At 60.2% G+C, this 17,947-nt stretch carries 16 protein-coding genes; 8 read left to right on the top strand and 8 right to left on the bottom strand.

What is annotated here, in order from left to right; all coding sequences use genetic code 11:
* Window positions 1-11: 11 nt before the first annotated feature.
* The 3 genes from cysN to ASD95_RS04900 are packed head-to-tail and all read right to left on the bottom strand — an operon-like array spanning window position 12 to window position 3,383.
* Window positions 12-1,904 (bottom strand): sulfate adenylyltransferase subunit CysN, encoded by a 1,893-nt coding sequence (gene cysN, locus ASD95_RS04910; protein ID WP_056722883.1) that lies wholly within the window; start codon window positions 1,902-1,904, stop codon window positions 12-14.
* Window positions 1,904-2,959 (bottom strand): sulfate adenylyltransferase subunit CysD, encoded by a 1,056-nt coding sequence (gene cysD, locus ASD95_RS04905; RefSeq protein ID WP_269083126.1) that lies wholly within the window; start codon window positions 2,957-2,959, stop codon window positions 1,904-1,906. The genes cysN and cysD overlap by 1 nt, the downstream gene beginning before the upstream one ends.
* Complete coding sequence (locus ASD95_RS04900; protein WP_056722868.1) at window positions 2,913-3,383, bottom strand: SRPBCC domain-containing protein; 471 nt, start codon at window positions 3,381-3,383, stop codon at window positions 2,913-2,915. Before ASD95_RS04900 ends, cysD begins: the two co-directional genes overlap by 47 nt.
* A 209-nt stretch (window positions 3,384-3,592) precedes the next feature.
* On the opposite strand from ASD95_RS04900, the gene ASD95_RS04895 reads away from it, so the two are divergent.
* The 7 genes from ASD95_RS04895 to ASD95_RS04865 all read left to right on the top strand — a co-directional run bounded on the left by ASD95_RS04895 (window position 3,593) and on the right by ASD95_RS04865 (window position 10,937).
* A complete protein-coding gene (locus tag ASD95_RS04895) occupies window positions 3,593-4,708 on the top strand; it encodes a DUF1214 domain-containing protein (protein ID WP_056722867.1) in 1,116 nt (371 codons plus the stop codon).
* Entirely contained in the window at window positions 4,705-5,874 is a 1,170-nt protein-coding gene (locus tag ASD95_RS04890; RefSeq protein WP_056722866.1) for a sulfotransferase family protein, read from the top strand. The genes ASD95_RS04895 and ASD95_RS04890 overlap by 4 nt, the downstream gene beginning before the upstream one ends.
* Before the next feature lie 32 nt (window positions 5,875-5,906).
* Window positions 5,907-6,695 (top strand): SDR family oxidoreductase, encoded by a 789-nt coding sequence (locus ASD95_RS04885; RefSeq protein WP_056722865.1) that lies wholly within the window; start codon window positions 5,907-5,909, stop codon window positions 6,693-6,695.
* A 12-nt stretch (window positions 6,696-6,707) separates the two neighbouring features.
* A complete protein-coding gene (locus tag ASD95_RS04880) occupies window positions 6,708-7,676 on the top strand; it encodes a DHH family phosphoesterase (RefSeq protein WP_056722863.1) in 969 nt (322 codons plus the stop codon).
* Window positions 7,677-7,865: 189 nt separating this feature from the next.
* Window positions 7,866-8,687 carry an ABC transporter substrate-binding protein gene (locus ASD95_RS04875; RefSeq protein WP_056722861.1) on the top strand — a complete coding sequence of 274 codons (822 nt, stop codon included), beginning with the start codon at window positions 7,866-7,868 and terminating at the stop codon, window positions 8,685-8,687.
* On the top strand, window positions 8,684-9,529 hold the full coding sequence (locus tag ASD95_RS04870) for an amino acid ABC transporter permease (RefSeq protein ID WP_056722859.1): 846 nt from the start codon (window positions 8,684-8,686) through the stop codon (window positions 9,527-9,529). Before ASD95_RS04875 ends, ASD95_RS04870 begins: the two co-directional genes overlap by 4 nt.
* 34 nt (window positions 9,530-9,563) lie before the next feature.
* Window positions 9,564-10,937, top strand: a complete 1,374-nt coding sequence (locus tag ASD95_RS04865) for an LLM class flavin-dependent oxidoreductase (protein ID WP_056722857.1) — start codon at window positions 9,564-9,566, stop codon at window positions 10,935-10,937.
* Window positions 10,938-11,005: 68 nt separating this feature from the next.
* Here the strand turns inward: ASD95_RS04865 and ASD95_RS04860 are convergent, their stop codons facing one another.
* Both ASD95_RS04860 and ASD95_RS28315 read right to left on the bottom strand, forming a co-directional pair.
* Complete coding sequence (locus ASD95_RS04860; RefSeq protein WP_056722855.1) at window positions 11,006-12,178, bottom strand: DUF1624 domain-containing protein; 1,173 nt, start codon at window positions 12,176-12,178, stop codon at window positions 11,006-11,008.
* 198 nt (window positions 12,179-12,376) lie between these two features.
* Window positions 12,377-12,775 (bottom strand): hypothetical protein, encoded by a 399-nt coding sequence (locus ASD95_RS28315; protein ID WP_082562911.1) that lies wholly within the window; start codon window positions 12,773-12,775, stop codon window positions 12,377-12,379.
* Window positions 12,776-13,051: 276 nt separating this feature from the next.
* Here ASD95_RS28315 and ASD95_RS04850 point away from each other — a divergent pair, with 276 nt between their 5' ends.
* Complete coding sequence (locus ASD95_RS04850; RefSeq protein ID WP_082562908.1) at window positions 13,052-14,389, top strand: Wzz/FepE/Etk N-terminal domain-containing protein; 1,338 nt, start codon at window positions 13,052-13,054, stop codon at window positions 14,387-14,389.
* Window positions 14,390-14,601: 212 nt separating this feature from the next.
* On the opposite strand, the gene ASD95_RS04845 is transcribed toward ASD95_RS04850, so the two are convergent.
* The 3 genes from ASD95_RS04845 to ASD95_RS04835 all read right to left on the bottom strand — a co-directional run bounded on the left by ASD95_RS04845 (window position 14,602) and on the right by ASD95_RS04835 (window position 17,608).
* A complete protein-coding gene (locus ASD95_RS04845; RefSeq protein WP_056722851.1) occupies window positions 14,602-16,461 on the bottom strand; it encodes an ABC transporter ATP-binding protein in 1,860 nt (619 codons plus the stop codon).
* 83 nt (window positions 16,462-16,544) lie between these two features.
* Window positions 16,545-16,871: an AzlD domain-containing protein gene (locus ASD95_RS04840; protein WP_056722846.1), complete on the bottom strand. Its 327-nt coding sequence runs from the start codon at window positions 16,869-16,871 to the stop codon at window positions 16,545-16,547.
* Window positions 16,868-17,608, bottom strand: coding sequence for an AzlC family ABC transporter permease (locus ASD95_RS04835; protein ID WP_056722844.1), 741 nt, complete (start codon window positions 17,606-17,608; stop codon window positions 16,868-16,870). Before ASD95_RS04835 ends, ASD95_RS04840 begins: the two co-directional genes overlap by 4 nt.
* Window positions 17,609-17,947: the final 339 nt, after the last annotated feature.

The following is a 17,947-nucleotide window of genomic DNA, read 5'->3' as shown; positions in this document are numbered from 1 at the left end:
CCCGGCAGCCGTTACAGCGCCAGCAGGGCTTCGACGATGCGTTCGGCGGCGGCCTCGGCGGACTCGAACTGGGTGTCGATGTGGATGTCCGGCGCCACCGGCGGCTCGTAGGGTGAGTCGATGCCAGTGAAGTTTTTCAGCTCACCGCGCCGGGCCTTGAGGTACAGGCCCTTGGGGTCGCGCTGCTCGGCCAGGGCCAGCGGCGCATCGATGAAGATCTCGAGGAAGTTGCCGTCGCCTGCCAGACTGCGGGCCATGTCACGCTCGGCACGGAACGGCGAGATGAACGAGACCAGGGTGATCAGCCCGGCATCGAGCATCAGCCTGGCCACCTCCGAAACCCGTCGGATGTTTTCCACCCGGTCGGCTTCGGTAAAACCCAGGTCGCGGTTCAGACCGTGGCGCACGTTATCACCGTCGAGCAGGTAGGTGTGCCGGCCCAGGGCATGCAGCTTGCGTTCGACCAGGTTGGCGATGGTCGACTTGCCCGCGCCGGACAAACCGGTAAACCACAGCACTCGCGGCGATTGGCCCTTGAGCGCGGCGTGGGCCTCGCGGTTGACGTCGATGGCCTGCCAGTGCACGTTCTGCGCACGGCGCAAGGCGAAGTGCAGCATGCCGGCGCCGACCGTGCGATTACTCAGGCGGTCGATGACGATAAAGCCTCCGGTGTCGCGGTTGTCGGCATAGGCATCGAAGGCGATCGGCCGGTCCAGGTGCAGGTTGCACACGCCAATGCCATTCAGTTCCAGGGTCTTGGCCGCCAGATGCTCGAGGCTGTTCACATCGACCCGGTGCTTGAGGTTGGCGCAGCTCATGCCAACGGTGCGGTAACCGATTTTCATCAGGTACGGGCGGCCCGGCAACAGGGGCTGTTCGTCCATCCAGACCAGGGTCGCTTCGAACTGGTCGGCCACCGCCGGCGGGGCGTCGGCCAGGGCGATCACATCGCCGCGGCTGATGTCGATCTCGTCCTTGAGGGTCAGGGTCACGGCCTGGCCGCACAGGGCTTGCTGCTGCTCCCCGGCGCTGCCCAGGATACCGGTGATCTCGCTCTGCTGGCCCGAGGGCAGCACGCGGATACGCTCGCCGACGCTCACGCTGCCGGCCACGACGTTGCCGCAATAGCCACGAAAATCCAGGTTCGGCCGGTTCACCCACTGCACCGGCAAACGGAACGCCGCATTGCTCTGCCGGTCCTGCTCCAGCGGTACGTCTTCAAGGTAGGCGAGCAGACTCGGGCCCTGGTACCAGGGCGTGTTGGGGCTGGCCTGGAGCATGTTGTCACCGCGCAGTGCCGACAGCGGGATGCACTGGATATCCAGCAGGCCGATCTGCGCGGCGAAGGCGCGATACTCGGCTTCGATGCGCTCGAACAATGCCTGGGAATAGTCCACCAAGTCGAGCTTGTTGATCGCCACCACCACCTTGCGAATACCCAGCAGCGACACCAGGTAACTGTGTCGGCGGGTCTGGGTCAGCAAGCCCTGGCGGGCGTCGATGAGGATCACCGCCAGGTCGGCGGTGGACGCGCCGGTGACCATGTTGCGGGTGTACTGTTCGTGGCCGGGTGTGTCGGCGACGATGAACTTGCGCTTGTCGGTGGCAAAAAAACGGTAAGCCACATCGATGGTGATGCCTTGCTCGCGCTCGGCGCTCAGGCCGTCCACCAGCAGGGCGAAATCCAGTTCGTCACCCTGGGTACCGAGCTTTTTCGAGTCGGCTTCGAGCTGGCCCAACTGGTCCTCGAACAGCACCTTGGATTCGTACAGCAGGCGGCCGATCAGGGTGCTCTTGCCGTCGTCGACACTGCCACAGGTGATGAAGCGCAGCAGTTGCTTGTTCTGCTGTTGTTGCAAGTAGGGCGTCAGGTCGCCATTGCGTGCATCGGTGATCGCGTTCATCAGAAATACCCCTCTTGTTTCTTCTTCTCCATGGAGCCCGCCGAATCGCTGTCGATCAGGCGGCCCTGGCGTTCCGAGGTGCGGCTGACCAGCATCTCGCCGATGATCGCCGGCAGGTTGTCGGCGTCACTGTCGATGGCGCCGGTCAACGGGTAGCAGCCCAGGGTGCGGAAGCGCACCTTGCGCAGTTCCGGGGTTTCTCCCGGCAGCAGCGGCAAGCGCTCGTCGTCGACCATGATCAGCGTGCCGTCACGGCGCACCACCGGGCGCTCCTTGGCGAAGTACAAAGGCACGATGGGGATCTGTTCCAGGTAGATGTATTGCCAGATATCCAGCTCGGTCCAGTTCGACAGGGGGAACACCCGCAGGCTTTCACCTTTGCGCTTGCGGGTGTTGTACAGGCGCCAGAGCTCCGGGCGTTGCTGCTTGGGGTCCCAGCGGTGCTGCTCGGAGCGCAGGGAAAACACCCGCTCCTTGGCCCGCGACTTTTCTTCGTCGCGCCGGGCACCGCCGAACGCGGCATCGAAACCGTAGTGGTCCAGGGCCTGCTTCAGGCCCTGGGTCTTCCACACATCGGTGTGCACGGCCGAGCCGTGGATGAAGGGATCGATGGCCTTTTCCACGCCTTCGGGGTTGATGTGCACCAGCAGTTCCAGGCCCAGGCGTTCGGCGGTCTGGTCGCGAAAGGCGATCATTTCGCGAAACTTCCAGGTGGTGTCCACGTGCAGCAGGGGGAAGGGCGGCTTGCCCGGGGCGAAGGCTTTCATTGCCAGGTGCAGCATGACCGCGCTGTCCTTGCCGATGGAGTAGAGCATCACCGGGTTCTCACACTCGGCCACCACTTCGCGGATGATCTGGATGCTTTCCGCTTCCAGCCATTGCAGATGAGTCAACATCGGATACCTCCTCGTGTTCTGCCGGGATGGGTGCCGGCTGAACACCACGGTAGGTAAAGCACCGCCGGTGCCTCTTCGTCTGCTCGGACGAAGAAGCGCCGGCGGTTGAAGATCACGCGACGGACGCGTACAGCGTCTCGGCACGGACCTTGAGGGCATGGGCAACGGCATCGAACCCTTGCTTGACCCAAGCGCCATGGTCGGTCATGACCTGGTCGGCGGTGGCGCCGAGGAACTGGTCGGTGGTGTGGTAGCGGCAACTGGCCGCTCCGGTGTGCTCGATGTGTTGCTCGCGACGGGCCGCGTCGGGATTGCCGGCGTTGGCATACATCTCCCAGGCGAGCAGCCGGTGGGGCTCGAAGTCCGCCAGGTACTCGATCACGTGCAGCAGTTCACCCGGGCGCCCCGGATTGGGCAGGAACAGGTTGACCGGATCGCCGAGCACCAGGCTCGACTCGACCTTGACCGTGTAGGGGTTCCACTGCGGGTAGGCGGGCAGGTCGATGAGGATTGCCCAGACCAGTTCGGCCGGGGCGGCGATGTCCACGGTCAGCGAACGGACCAGGTTTTTTTCTGCGCTCATGGGTGGCTCCTGTGAGGATGACTGCGCGCCACGGACGGTGGCGCCAGTGAGCCCTGGGCTCAGGCGCGATCCTCACCGCTTGTACCCGTCGGCTCCTCGTCCGCCCGGACTAGATCGGGCGTTTAGTCCGCATGGACGAAGAACCGTTGCCGCGCTTCTCCCTAAGGTCGTCTACAGCGGCGGGCCCTCCGCCGGCAGAGGAGACTGACATGGCTACAGACACCCCCCAACAGGAGGTCATCAGCGGTGAGACCTGGACCCGGTTTTGCGAGCAGTTGCGCCGCAGCGGCGAACAGATACTGCGTGCCGAAGCCCCGGCCGACGAGCAGACCCGCGCCGAAGGCTTTCGCTACCTCACCCGCTTGCTGCGCATCGCCCTGGAGATGCACCTGGAATTCGCCGACCCCGACTTCCCCGGGTTCATCACCCCTTCCCATGAAACCGCCAAGATCGGCGCCGACAACCCCGACAACCTGTACCGCTATGCGCGCCTGAACGGCGAGCACGAATACCGGGTCAGCGGCCAGCGCGGCAGTGTCGCCTACCTGAGCTTCGGTTCGCAGAGGGGCGGTTACGAGACGGACGGCAAGATGATCCAGACCGGCTTTATCGACGCCGGGCAACTGCAACTGGATGCCGAGGGCAATTTCGAAATCATCCTCAGCCAGCGCCCGCCGGCCAGCGGCAACTGGCTGCCCCTTGAGCCGCAGAGCAATGCGCTGATCGTGCGCCAGACCTTTCTCGATCGCAGCAGCGAGCAACCGGCGCAACTGCGCATCGAGCGCCTGCAGGCCAGCCAGGCACCCGTGCCGCTGGATGCCGCGGGCCTGCAACAAAGCCTGCAGCGGGTCGGCAGTTTCGTCGAGAACACTGCGCGCTTGTTCGCCGACTGGGCCCAGGGTTACCAGCAGCACAGCAACCAGCTGCCGCCTGCCGACCAGGCGCTGTGCCAGTCCGTGGGCGGCGACCCCAACATCTTCTATTACCACTCCTGCTGGGCGCTGGCCGACGACGAAGCGCTATTGATCGAAGTCGATCAGGTGCCGGCCTGCGACTTCTGGAACCTGCAGATCAACAACTACTGGATGGAGTCGCTCGACTACCGCTACCACCGCATCTGCCTGAACAAGCACTCGGCACAGCTTGCGGCGGACGGCAGCCTGCGCATGGTCCTCAGCCACCGTGACCCGGGCCTGGCCAACTGGCTGGAAACCGCCGGCCATCCCCACGGCACCCTGTGCCTGCGCTGGGTCGGCGCCACGCAACCGGTTCACCCGACCACCCGCGTGGTCAAACTCAATGACCTCAAGGAGCTGGCACTATGAGCGGCAACGATTTTTCTCCGGAGCTGCTGCTGGCCGAAGCCAGCGCTCGCGCAGGTGGCCTTGAGGATTTCGGCCCGGGTGATTTTCGCCAGGGCCTGGTGGTGCTGGCTGACGCTCTGGAAAAAGAAGCACGGTTGTCGTCCCGGGGGCGTGCACTGTTGCGCGAGAAACTGCTGGCGCAACTGGTGAACCGTCTGGTGATCGAAGACCATTGTCGACGCTTCCCGGAAATCCTCGAACTGCAAATCAACGATCCGTTGGTGATCGTCGGCCTGCCACGCACCGGCACCACATTGCTGCAACGCACCCTGGCGGTGGACCCGCAGTTCAGCAAGGCACAGTGGTGGGAAACCCGCTACCCGGCACCACTGAGCGGGGAGACCCTGGAGCAACCGTTGCAGCGCCTGGGCCTGGCGCGCGCTGAAGTGGCGGCGATGATCGAGTTCCTTCCGCAGTTGCTGGCCATCCACCCACTGGACGCCGAGCAGCCCGACGAAGAGTTCATGTTGATGGAGCACTCGTTCCTCTGCGCCATGGACTCCTACGTCAACGTCCCCAGCTACACCGCCTGGCTCGACCGTCAGGACCAGACCCAAGTCTACCGTTACCTCAAGCGCACCTTGCAGTTCCTGCAATGGCAGCAGGCACGCCGTGGCATCGCCCCCGGCCGGCGTTGGTTGCTCAAGAGCCCGCAGCACCTGCATACCCTGGAGTTGTTGTTCGACGTGTTCCCCGGGGCGCAGGTGGTGCTCACTCATCGCGAACCGGCCAGGACCATTCCCTCGCTGGCCAGCTTCATCCATACCCTGTGGCAGCTGTACAGCGACCAGGCCGATGCCCTCGCCGTCGGCGAGCAGTGGAACCGGCGCATGGCGCGGGCCTTGCGCCATGCCATGGCGGTGCGCGAACGCATGCCGGCCGAGCGCTTTCTCGATGTGCAGTTCGAAGACACCCTGGCCGCGCCCCAGGCAGTGGTCGAACGCATCTATCGCTTCGCCGGCCTTGAATGCACGCCAAAGGTCCGGGCGGCCATGGACCAATGGTTGTCCGCCAACGGCCGGGAAAAACGCGCTGCCCATCACTACAGTCCTGACCAGTTCGGCCTCAGCGACATGCTGCTGCAACGTGACTACGCCGAGTACCGCGCCCGGCATCTGCAAGCCTGAGCCTGCCCCAAAACAATAAGAGGATTCATCCCATGCTGCTTAAAGACAAAGTCGTGATGGTTTCGGGCATCGGCCCCGGGCTGGGTATCAAACTGGCCCTGGAGGCCGCGCGGGAAGGGGCGCGGGCCGTGGCCATCGGCGCCCGCGACAGGGGCCGCCTGCTTGAGGCGCAACAACGCATCAAGGCGGTCGCCGGGCATTGCCAAGTGCTGTGCGTGGCCACCGACATCACTGATGTGCAGGCCTGCAAGCGTTTCGCCGAAGCCACCCTCGAGCAATTCGGCCGTATCGATGCGTTGATCAACAGCGCCTTTTCCCATGGCGGATTCCAGGCGGTGGACGAGGCAGACAACGACCCGCTTCGCGAGGCGCTGGAGGTCAACCTGCTGGGCTCGCTGAACATGAGCCGCGCGGTGCTGGCGCCCATGCGCGCGCAGGGTGCGGGGGCGATTGTGATGATCAACACCCTGGGGGTGCGCAAGCCGTATCAGGGTGGGGCGGCCTATGCCGCGTCGAAAAGCGCCCTGGCGGCCAGCGTGCGCTACCTGGCCAGTGAGCAGGCGGCCCATGGTCTGCGGGTCAACGCCCTGGCCTGTGGCTGGATGTGGGGCGAGCCGGTGCAGGCCCTGGTACGACAAACGGCTGCCGCCCGGGGTGTCAGCGAAGAACAGGTGCGCGTCGAGTTCAGTGCCGGCATCCCTGGCGGTCGCATGCGAAGCGACGAGGAGTGCGCCCGCGCTGCGTTGTTTCTGGCATCGGACTACGCCAGTGCGATCAATGGCGCGCAGCTCGATGCCAACGGCGGCGAAGTCATGCACTGAGGAGGACGGCAGATGAACACAATCGATCACTGCGCCTTCAACGGCGATGCCGACGGTCTGTGCGCCCTGCAGCAGTTGCGCCTGGCGGGAGAACTGGGTCCGCAGGTGCACCTGGTCAGCGGGGTCAAGCGCGACATCGAACTGTTGCGCCGAGTCCAGGCCGGACCCGGCGAGCGGGTCACGGTGCTGGACGTGGCCCACGAGCAGAACCGCGAGGCCACCCGGCGCCTGCTCGACGCCGGCGTCCGGGTACGCTACTTCGACCACCACTTTGCCGGCGAACTGCCTCGGCACCCGGCATTTGAGTCCTTCATCGACACGGTCGCCCAGGTGTGCACCAGCCTGCTGGTCAACACCTACCTGGACGGGCGTCATCACCGTTGGGCGGTGGCCGCCGCCTTTGGTGACGGCCTGGCCGGGCCGGCGCGGGCGCTGGCGAAGCAGCATGGCCTGGCCAACGATGAGGTGCAGGCCCTGGAGGAGCTAGGCCTGCTGCTCAACTACAACGCCTATGGCGACAGTCTGTCGGACCTGCACTTCGAGCCGCTGGCGCTGGCCGCCGAGCTGCTGCCTTACCACGACCCGCTGGATTTCATCCGCCACAGCACAAGCTTCACCACCCTGCGCATCGGCCACGCCGCCGACATGGCTGCTGCCGCAGGCCTTGAACCCTGGCACGAGGGCCGGGGCGCGCGGCTGTACCGCCTGCCCGAGCAACCCTGGGCGCGAAGGGTCAGTGGCGTGTTGGCCAACCAGCTGGCGGCCGGTGCACCGCGCAAGGCGATCGGCTTGCTCAGCGCCAGGGCGGACGGTGACTGGGCGTTCAGCCTGCGGGTACCGGAAGAGGCCGGGCTGGCGGCGGATGCCTTCTGCCGGCAGTTTCCAACGGGGGGAGGGCGCAAGCGTGCTGCCGGGATCAACCGTCTGGCCGACGCGCAATTGAAGGAAGTCGCCGCACGCCTGCTCGATTGCTATCGCTGAAGAAAGAGCAACGCCCCGAGCGGATCGGTCGGGGTGTTGCTTGCCACCAAGGGTCAGCGATACAAGCGCCTGAACCGCTCGATCCAATATAGCTTGAACGCAGTCTTATATTCCATAAAGGAAGTACAAAGTATTTTTATAGTGCGTTTTAATCTATTCAGTATTTTGAATCGATTGGAGCACTTGTCTGTGAACACTAAGGCGCTTTTACCTTTTGGCTTGGCATTACTGGCTACCTGCTCGACGGCGTTCGCGGGCGCCACCCTGGATCGCGTAACCGGCAGCGGGGAGCTGACCGGCGTTCTGATGGAAAGCTATCCGCCATTTTCCTTTCTCAATGAACAGAACCAACTGGACGGGTTTGACGTGGATGTCGCCAAGGCCGTTGCGCAACGGTTAGGGGTGAAGCTCAAGCTGCAGACACCGTCCTGGGATGTCATCGCTGCCGGACACTGGAACGGACGCTATGACATCTGCGTCTGCTCGATGACCCCGAGCAAGGCACGGGCCGAAGTGTTCGACTTCCCGGTCGAGTATTACCAGTCACCGGCCGTGATCGTGGTGAATGCCAAAGACAAGAACATTGCCACGGGCAAGGATCTGTCAGGTAAAAAAGTCGGTGTGATCAGTGCGTCGACCTATGAAGCCTATCTGAACAAGGAACTGGTGATCGAGGGCGCCGAGGACAAGCCGTTGAGCTATCCATTCGAAAGCGTCCAGGTCGCGCCGTACGACAACGAAACGGTAGCCTTCCAGGATCTGGCCCTGGGTACGGGCGTGCGCCTGGATGCCATGGTCACCAACCTCATCACCGCTCGCGAACGCATCGCCCAGGATCCTCGCTTCAAAATTGCCGGCGACACCCTGTATGCAGAGCCCAACGTGGTAGCGATCGAAAAGGGCGATCCGCAATGGAATGCCAAAGTCACTGAGGTCGTCACCCAGCTCAAGGCCGACGGCACATTAAGCAAGATTTCACAGAAGTGGATCGGTGCCGATATCAGCCAATGACAGCCCTCAATCCACACCCGGCCAAGGCGACTGTCGCCCCCGAGACCCAGACGCGTCGTTTCAGCCCGCTACCTGGTTTTCGCACTCGCCTGTATTTGACCTGGGCAGTGCTGTTTGCCCTGTGCGTCATGTTTTTCATGAGCTTCGATCTGAAGTTCTCGATCATTGTGCAGAAGCTGCCCAACCTGGTCGGCCTGCATTTGGGGCCTGACGGTTTCTTGCAGGGCGCCGCGCTGACACTGTTCTTGTGCTTCTGCTCGATCTGGTTTTCATTGCTCCTTGGCTTCGTGACGGCACTGGCACGCCTGTCTCGCAGTGCAGTGGCTTTCGGCATTGCCAGTTTCTATGCGTCCTTTTTTCGCGGTACTCCGCTGCTGATCCAGATCCTGCTGATCTACCTGGGGCTGCCGCAGTTGGGTGTGGTTCCGGGCGCCATCAGCGCGGGGATCATTGCGCTGTCGCTCAATTATGGTGCCTACCTCAGCGAGATTTTTCGTGCCGGCATCATGGCTGTCGCACCCGGGCAGCGCGAAGCGGCGATGGCCCTGGGTCTGAAGCCGGCGGCAACATTCCTGCACGTCGTCCTGCCGCAAGCCATGCGCACGATCATTCCCCCGACAACCAGCCAGTTCATTTCAATGCTCAAGGACTCTTCGTTGATATCGGTGATGGGGGTCTGGGAAGTGATGTTCCTGGCGCAGTCGTACGGTCGCTCGTCCTACCGCTACATCGAAATGCTCACCACCGCAGCCGTTATCTATTGGCTCCTGTCCATTGGGCTGGAGTTGATTCAGAACCGTCTTGAACGCCACTACGGCAAGGGTTTCAAGCATCAGCGCTGACCCGTCCGTTTAATGACTTTTTACAGGTACTACGATGTCCGATCCGAAACCTCTGTTGTTTGCGTTATACGAGCAAGCCAGTGTTGGCTGTGGCGGCGCGCCGAGCCTCTGGACGCACCCGGCTGATGAACGACTGACCATCAATTCCCTGGGCTACTGGTCGAATCTGGCACGCATCGCCGACCAGGCTCATCTCGACATGCTGTTCTTTGGTGATGTGCTGGGCTTCTACGATGTGTTTGGCGGCAATGCCGACGCGGCCATGAAGTGGGCGGTGGAAGCACCGGCCAACGATCCGTTGATGATCATCCCGGCATTGGCCGCCGTGACGGAAAACCTCGCCTTCGGCGTCACTGTCACTACCAGTTACGAGCATCCTTTCACCCATGCCCGGCGCTTCAGCACGCTGGATCACCTGACCAATGGCCGGGTCGGGTGGAACATCGTCACCTCCTACCTGACCAGCGCCGCTCGCAACTTCGGCCTGGAGCAGATGATCAGGCACGATGATCGCTATGAGCGCGCGGATGAATTTCTCGATGTGGTCTACAAGCTCTGGGAAGGCAGTTGGGCAACCGATGCCGTGGTGGCCGACAAGTCTCGCCAGGTCTATGCCAGGGGCGATCGCGTGCGACCGATCAACCATGTTGGCGAGCATTACCGGGTGGCCGGGCCGCATTTGACGTCCCCGTCACCGCAACGTACACCTTTGCTGATCCAGGCCGGTTGGTCAGGCCGTGGTCGCGAGTTTGCGGCCAAGCACGCCGAACTGATTTTCATCGCCAAGTCCAACCCGCTGGAGATTCGCCAGGGACTGGAAGATATATGGACGCAGGCCAGGGCACGGGGGCGTCACGCCGAGGATGTGAAGTCGCTGACGGTGCTGCGCATCGTCACCGCCAGGACCGAGATCGAAGCCCAGCGCAAATATGACGAGCTGCAAAGCAACTATCACTTGCAGGCGCAACTGGTGAGTTATGCCGGGGATACCGGTATCGACATCAGCCGCTACGCGGACAGCGATGCGTTGTCCACTCACACCGAAGGCATGACCTCTTATGTGATGCGTCCCGATGGCAGTGGCAAGCCCTTGACCGCCGGCGATGTCAAACAGCGCTTTGCCAACGTCACCCGGGGCAGTGACCTGATTCTGGTGGGAACGCCGCAACAAGTGGCCGACCGGATCGAAGAGCACGCCCGTATTTCCGGCACCAGCGGCTACATGCTCAACCCGCTGATCAGCCCGGGCAGCCTTGAGGACTTCGTTGAGCTGATCATTCCTGAACTGCAAAAGCGTGGCTTGTATCGCACCCGGCCACAGAGCGGTACTTTCCGTTCGCGGTTACGGGAAGATGGCGCTAGCCATTTACCGGATTCGGCCTACGGCGCCTCATTCCGCTTTGATTAAGGGTTTCAGGACGGGACATCTTGAAAAAGGGGCTCTCCAGGGACCCCTTCATTGAGCAAATATCCTGTTCAGAAGTATTTGAGCCATCCGATATCGCGACGGCGTGCCTTCAATGCCGCGAACCAGCGCACGGGTAAATACAGGGATAGAGCCAAGAACACCGCCGTCAGCCACACAGCCCAAATGCTGTCGAAACCGAAAAAAACTCCCTGGTTCAATCCGAACAGCGCCACGCCGACCAGATACAGCGCCTTGAGTACGTAAAGGTGAAGCAAGTAGAAGAACATCGGCGCCGCACCAAAGACGGCCAATGCATTGACCCACTTGCGTTGTCGGGCCCGTTCCAGGGCACGTAGCAGTAACAGCCCCACTCCCAGCGTCAGTGAAAGAAACAGCAGGGAAGGTGGGTATTTTGTAATGTTGAAGAAGCTCATGAGGGTTTGCGTGATGCCTTCATGGGCGACCCAATGCGCCTCGCCATAACCATTGATGGCTCGCAGCGCGACAAATCCGATCAATGCCCCGGCCCCGGCAAGCAGCAGATTACGTTGACGCTGCGCGGCCAAGACCTGGCCGGCAAACCAGGGGCCGATACTGTATCCAAGGGCAATCACACCGATCCAGGGAAGCACCGGATAAGAGGTGCGCAGACGCAAGCTGTCGGAGAAATCGATCCAGCCGCGATCATGCAGAATCGCCCAAGGTATATGCATGGGCGAGCCTGCCGCGAAGTGAACATTATCCAGCAGGTTGTGCCCGGCCACGATCACCAGGCCCAGGCAGCACAGCATGGGCCTGGGTAACCAAACCAGTCCGGCCAGGGCAATCATGCAGATGCCAATGGCCCAGATCACTTGCATGTAGATTGCCGTAGGCGGGAACTGAAAAGTCCAGGCGAAATTCACCAGGGTGAACTCAAGCAGCACAAGGAACAGACCGCGCTTGAATAAAAAGGCTGACACATCGCCCTTGCCCTGGTGTTTTTGGTCATACAGGTAAGCGGAAAGCCCGGTGAGCAGTATGAAAACCGGCGCACACAAATGGGCAAGTGTGCGGCTGAAAAATAGCGCCGGCTCAGTGGATTCGATGTCCATCGGGTCTGTTACCTGACGGTGCAAAAAGAACGTTTCGCGCACGTGATCCAACAGCATCAGGAGGATTACCAATCCCCTCAGGGCATCAATGGACAGCAGGCGTTGGCTCAAGCCTGTGATGGGCGGGACATGGGTAGAAGTTGTCATCGAATATCGCAAGCAGGGAGTGGATGGCTCTGCCAGTGACAACGGGCAGCTCATGTTTATATTGGTTATAACATAACATGTTTGCCTGCTTCGTGGACATTCGCATGGGGTGGCTAAATCGGTGTCATCGTCACGTCGAGGAGGGCGAAAGCGCATCGCTCGTACCTCATCGACGTTTTTAGCCTGCGGGGCGTCGCATTAGCGACGATAGTAGCGGCGATCGTCCTCGTAACGGTACCGCATGGCCCGATCCTGGTGGCGCTCCCAATCACGGCGGCGTTCGGCTTCCCGGCGAGCTTGTTCTCTACGCCAGTTATCTCGATGCCAGTCGTCCCGGCGCCAATCGTCTCTACGAGAGTGCCAACGGCCGTCATGCCAGTATCGGTCGTCATGGGCAAGCAACGGCCCTGTCTGCTTGTCGGACATGCTGGCCAAGGTCGGCCAAGGGTTGCCAGCAGCCTGGACGGGAACCTGAACTGCCGTGACTTCAGGTGCCAAAACAGGGGTTGAGGTCTTCATCTGTGTGGCTGATGCCGAGCCCACTGCCGCGAACGCGAACAGGCCGAAGAGCACCATCCGTGGGTCATGGAATTTCATGAGCGAAGACAACCTCTGATTGATTTCTGGGCGTGTGGCCATCCGGCTGCGGGAATCCTGCGGGTTCTCGCCTGGCGAGTGGATGTGCCTATCCACATAGACCGATAAACAGGAAAAAGTTCTAGGGGGCCGCTGTTTAAATAGCCAACGGCATAAGGGGGCGGGATCCAAGCATTAATCCTCGAAAGTTATTGAGCGCAAATAAACGCTCGGACGCGACATCGGGCGTGTAGAATAGTTCCGTTTTAATGGAGTAAATTGTGCAATGGAGCTTGTATGAGTCACGCAGAGTCGCTACCGTCATCCCGCCCCATCCCGGTTTCGTACAATACCCAAGCAATTGATTTGGGTGAGTTATTCACCACCCTGTGGCGTCAAAAGTATCTAATCGCAGGCATAGCCTTGGCAGTCACAGCGATGGCAGCGGTCTACGCTTTTACAGCGACACCTCAATACCGGACGAAGACATTTCTTCGTCCTCCGTCTATTAAAGACCTTGACGCACTCAATCAGACTGGGGTTTACACCCTCAATCCCGAGGAATCACTCAGGCGCGTAGGTGCTGCACTTAACTCCTATGAAGTGCATAAATCCTACTTCGATAAGCACCAAGAACAATTCTCCGGTATTGACTCAGGCGACTTGAAACAGGCCTTCGAACGCTTCAACAGCGAAGCGTTCAGGGTTATTCAGCCAAGTACTAAGATCGGCGACAACCTCACAACATTCGTCGGACTGGAAATCACTTATCCGGAAACCGTCGAAGGTCATCTCATTCTTAATGGGATCGTGCAAGAAGCCATCAACAGCGAGCGCAAGCAGATTCAGGACGACTTGAACAGTGTGATTGACAACAGTCTCAACACCCTGGAACGCAAGATGGGCATTGCCCGCGCTAGTTATGAGGCCGATAAGGACTCAACGATTGCTAAAATCAGTGAAAGTGACGTTCTCAAGCGCGCGCAGCTGCAGGATGAGTTGCGTGCAGTTCGTACAGAGCTGCGCGACCGTCGGGAAAGTCGTATCACCCAGCTGAACGAGTCCATTCACATAGCTCGTGAGTTGGGGATCGTGAAGCCGACTACCCCTACGGCGATGGGGCAAGGTAACGGCGTAAGTCAGGGCAATGTTTTTCGTGCGGAAGTTTTCAACGAGCAGTTCCCGCTGCACTTCATGGGTACTGAAGCTCTTGGTGCCGAGCGAAATGCCCTGTTGGCACGAAAGTCTGATGACCATGCCAGCCCTCGGATCTCCGAGATCAAAAAAGAGCTTCAGCTTCTGGATCAAAATCGGCAGATTGAACGACTTAAATCGCGTAAAAACGACGATCTATTCCTCAACACGCTGGTTGATATGAGGGCAGAAAAAACACGGCTGGAACATATCAATCGCGACCTGAGTGAACTGGTTTTGGTAAAGGTTGATCAGCAGGCTATCAAGCCAAACCAACCGATCAAGCCCAATAAGTTGCTGATTCTGATTCTCGGGATATTCGGGGGCGGTGTGCTCGGCATATTCGTCGCACTGATACGCGGCATAGTACTTAACCGCTCTGCCAGCCATTACGAGTTGAGTACCGGAAAAGTACTTATAGGGCAATCAACCATACAATAAGCATTAAGGAGTCATGTCGCATAACTCCGAAGTTATGCGGCGGCTCTCTCGGGCTTGGCGGTGAAAGCATTGTGATGTCGTGTGAGTCTGTCGCAGCTGCTCAATGATCTGCAACACTCCTTCTGCTTGCACGGAATTTAGTTGTTTTGCATCGACCGGTTGAATCCACAACACAAAGCTGCCGCTTGGAGATCATCCCCGGCCGTTCACGCTCATACCTGATCCATAGCCTCGGTCATCCCCCGATCTTCACCCAGGAACCCGCCACTCTGATGGTGCCACAGCCGCGCATAGATGCCGTTCCTGGCGAGCAACTCGGTGTGGGTGCCCTGTTCGATGATGCGTCCATCGTCCATGACAACAAGTCGATCCATTGCCGCAATCGTGGACAACCGATGGGCGATGGCGATTACGGTTTTTCCCTCCATCATTTCATCGAGGCTTTCCTGAATGGCCACTTCGACTTCCGAATCCAGCGCGCTGGTCGCTTCGTCAAGTAGCAGGATAGGGGCGTTCTTGAGCATCACTCGGGCTATGGCGACGCGCTGGCGCTGGCCGCCCGAAAGCTTGATGCCGCGCTCGCCCACCAAGGTGTCGTAGCCGGTGTGCCCTTGCCGGTCGCTCAGTTGGCTGATGAACTCATCGGCCTGGGCATTGGCCGCGGCACTGCGGATTTGTGCGTCGCTTGCATCGGGTCGACCGTAGGCGATGTTGTCGCCAATGGAACGGTGCAGCAGGGAAGTATCCTGGGTGACCATGCCGATGGCGCTGCGCAGGCTGTCTTGCGTCACGTGCGCAATGTCTTGCCCGTCAATGCGAATCTGCCCGCTGTCGACGTCATAGAAGCGCAGCAGCAAGTTGATGAGTGTGGATTTGCCCGCGCCGGAGCGGCCCACCAGGCCGATTTTTTCGCCAGGACGAATGCTCAGGCTCAGGCCATCGAGCACTTGGCGTTCGCCATTGTAGTTGAAGCTCACGTTGTCGAAGGTTACCGCTCCGCCGGAGGTCACCAGGACTCCCGCGCCTGGCGCATCCTGCACCTTTGGGCCGCGGGTAAGGGTTGCCATGCCATCCTGTACGGTGCCGATGCCTTCGAACAGCGAGGCCATCTGCCACATGATCCAGTGCGACATGCCGTTGATACGCAACGCCATGGCGGTAATCGCCGCCACGGCACCTGTGCCGACTTCGCCCAGGTGCCACAGCCAAAGCGCATAACCGCCTGCTGCCATGATCAAAGCCACCACCAACGCTTGGTTGACGATCTCGAATTGGCTGACCAGGCGCATCTGGCGGAAGCCGGTCTGCTTGAAATCCTCCATGGCCGCGCGCGCGAAGTGCGCTTCACGATTGGAGTGGGAGAACAGTTTCACTGTCGTGATGTTGGTGTAGGCGTCTGAGATACGTCCGGTCATCGACGACCGCGCATGGGCTTGTTCCTGTCCGACTTTCCCCAAGCGGGGGACGAAGTAGAGCATGGCCAGCCCGAACAACACGATCCAGGCAACGAAGGGCAGCATCAGTTTCAGTGCGAAGCCGCCGGCCAGTGCGATGATCGCGATGAAGTACACCCCGATTCCGGGTGCGATCTCGATAAGGGTGAACAGCACGTCGCGCACGGCCAGTGCAGTCTGCATCACCTTGGTGGTGACCCGTCCGGAGAACTCATCGGAAAAGAACGAAAGGCTTTGCCGGAGCATCAGGCGGTGGAAGTCCCAACGCAGTCGCAACGGCAGATTGATCGCCAATATCTGGTGCTGAACCATGGTTCGCAGAGCCACCAGCCCGATGCTGGCAAGCATTACGATGCCCATGCCCCACAACACGCGACTCTCCTGCGCAGCCGCATCACCACCGGCCTGCCAGGTCGAGAGCAGGTCCACGACCTGGCCGAGGAAGGAAAACAGCCAGGCTTCGTAGATCGACACGCCGGCACTGAGCAGCGCAAACGCAAGAATATAGCCGCGGGCGCCCCGTGTGCACGCCCAAAGGAACCGAGTCAGGCCTTCGGGTGGCGGTGGTATCTCGTCGGGCGGGAAGGGGTCGAGTCTTTGTTCAAATGCGCGAAGCATGCTGGTCTCCGAAACGATCAAGTAAGGAGATTCTGCCATTTAAAGGTTACTTTGAGGGTTATATGGAGTGGCGGGTCAGCGCTTCATGATCCGATCAACTTGAAAGCCCAAAGCGCCGCCATGCCTGCCGCCAGTGTCAGGACAGTATTTCGAGTCTTCCACGCGACCCAGGCAGCAACAATGGCGGCGGGGATTTGCGGGTTGCCGAGCACGAATTCACTGTGCCCGTTGGGATACACCACGGCGGGGAGTACCAACGCCGCCAGCACACTTGCCGGTACGTAGAGCAGGGCTCGACTCAGCAGGTCGGGAATTCGCCATCGACCATAGAGCTCGACAAACGAAAGGCGCATCACAAAGGTTCCCACGCCTACTGCCAGAAACATCCCCCACAAAGCCAGGTCACTCATCGTGTCTCCTTCTCGACGCCGTCAGAGCTCATAGTGTTCAACGGGCTTCTACGAATGTTCTCGATCAATAACCCTGTAAAGACTCCACCTATCGAAGCCATTACCAATCCAAGGTTGTAGGGCATATTGACTGCCAACACAGCGATCAACCCGCCGACCGCTGCGGCCCCCAGGCTCGCCGCACTACGCAGATTGGGAACGAGAAGCGCCAGAAAAGACAAGGGAATGGCAAAGCTCAGTGACCACGACTCGGGGATACTTGCGCCCAGAAAGACCCCGGCCAATACCGAGAGCTGCCAGGTTAGCCACATGGCCACAGCAGTACCGGCATAAAAGTAATGTCCGAATCGATCTGGTTCTCCCGAGGAAAACCTTAGACTGTAGAGCGCGAAAGACTGATCGGAAAGCAGGTAGGACATTGGCCATGTCCAGCGACGGGGCAGGTGATGCAGGCGAGGTGCCAACGAAGCGCTGTACATGATAAAGCGCAAGTTGATGATCAAGGCTGTAACCACAATCGCCACCGGCAAGACACCGTTATGTAGCAGCTGGAGTGCAACCATCTGTGCGGATCCAGAGTAAAACAGCAGCGTCATGCCCATCGTCATGCCAGGCGACATTCCCATTTCGATGGCCATCACTCCGGTAACCAGCCCGAATGGAATCACTCCGGGAGTCAATGGAATGAGCGTTCGAACGCCGTGCATGAAAGCTTCCATTCCTGTTCGATACTGCATTTCGTTTCCTTTTGACCGGCGCTGCGAGGGCTTCGTGGAGTGGAGTGTGGGCGCCGCAGGAGCATGGGCAGAATCGACTTTTTTTCTGAGAAAACAGGTACTTTTTGTTATGGCAAGAATTCCCCAGCCTGATCAGGCACTCATGAAAATGCCATCGTTCAAGGCCATGCGGTCATTTGTTGCTGCCGCCAAGTACCGGGATTTCACCCGGGCCGCAGAAGCGTTGTGCTGCTCCCCGGCGTTATCAGCGCTTTGGCTTTCACAGCTGTCGGAGCAGGTCGACTGGAACGTGTGGTTCGCTTTTCAATCCCACGATCTACAGATACCAACGGCGCAAAG

It is taken from the genome of Pseudomonas sp. Root71 (assembly GCF_001429045.1).
GTDB lineage: Bacteria > Pseudomonadota > Gammaproteobacteria > Pseudomonadales > Pseudomonadaceae > Aquipseudomonas > Aquipseudomonas monachiensis.
The sequence above is the reverse complement of the archived record's forward strand: the minus strand, read 5'-3'. Positions and strand labels throughout refer to the sequence as shown.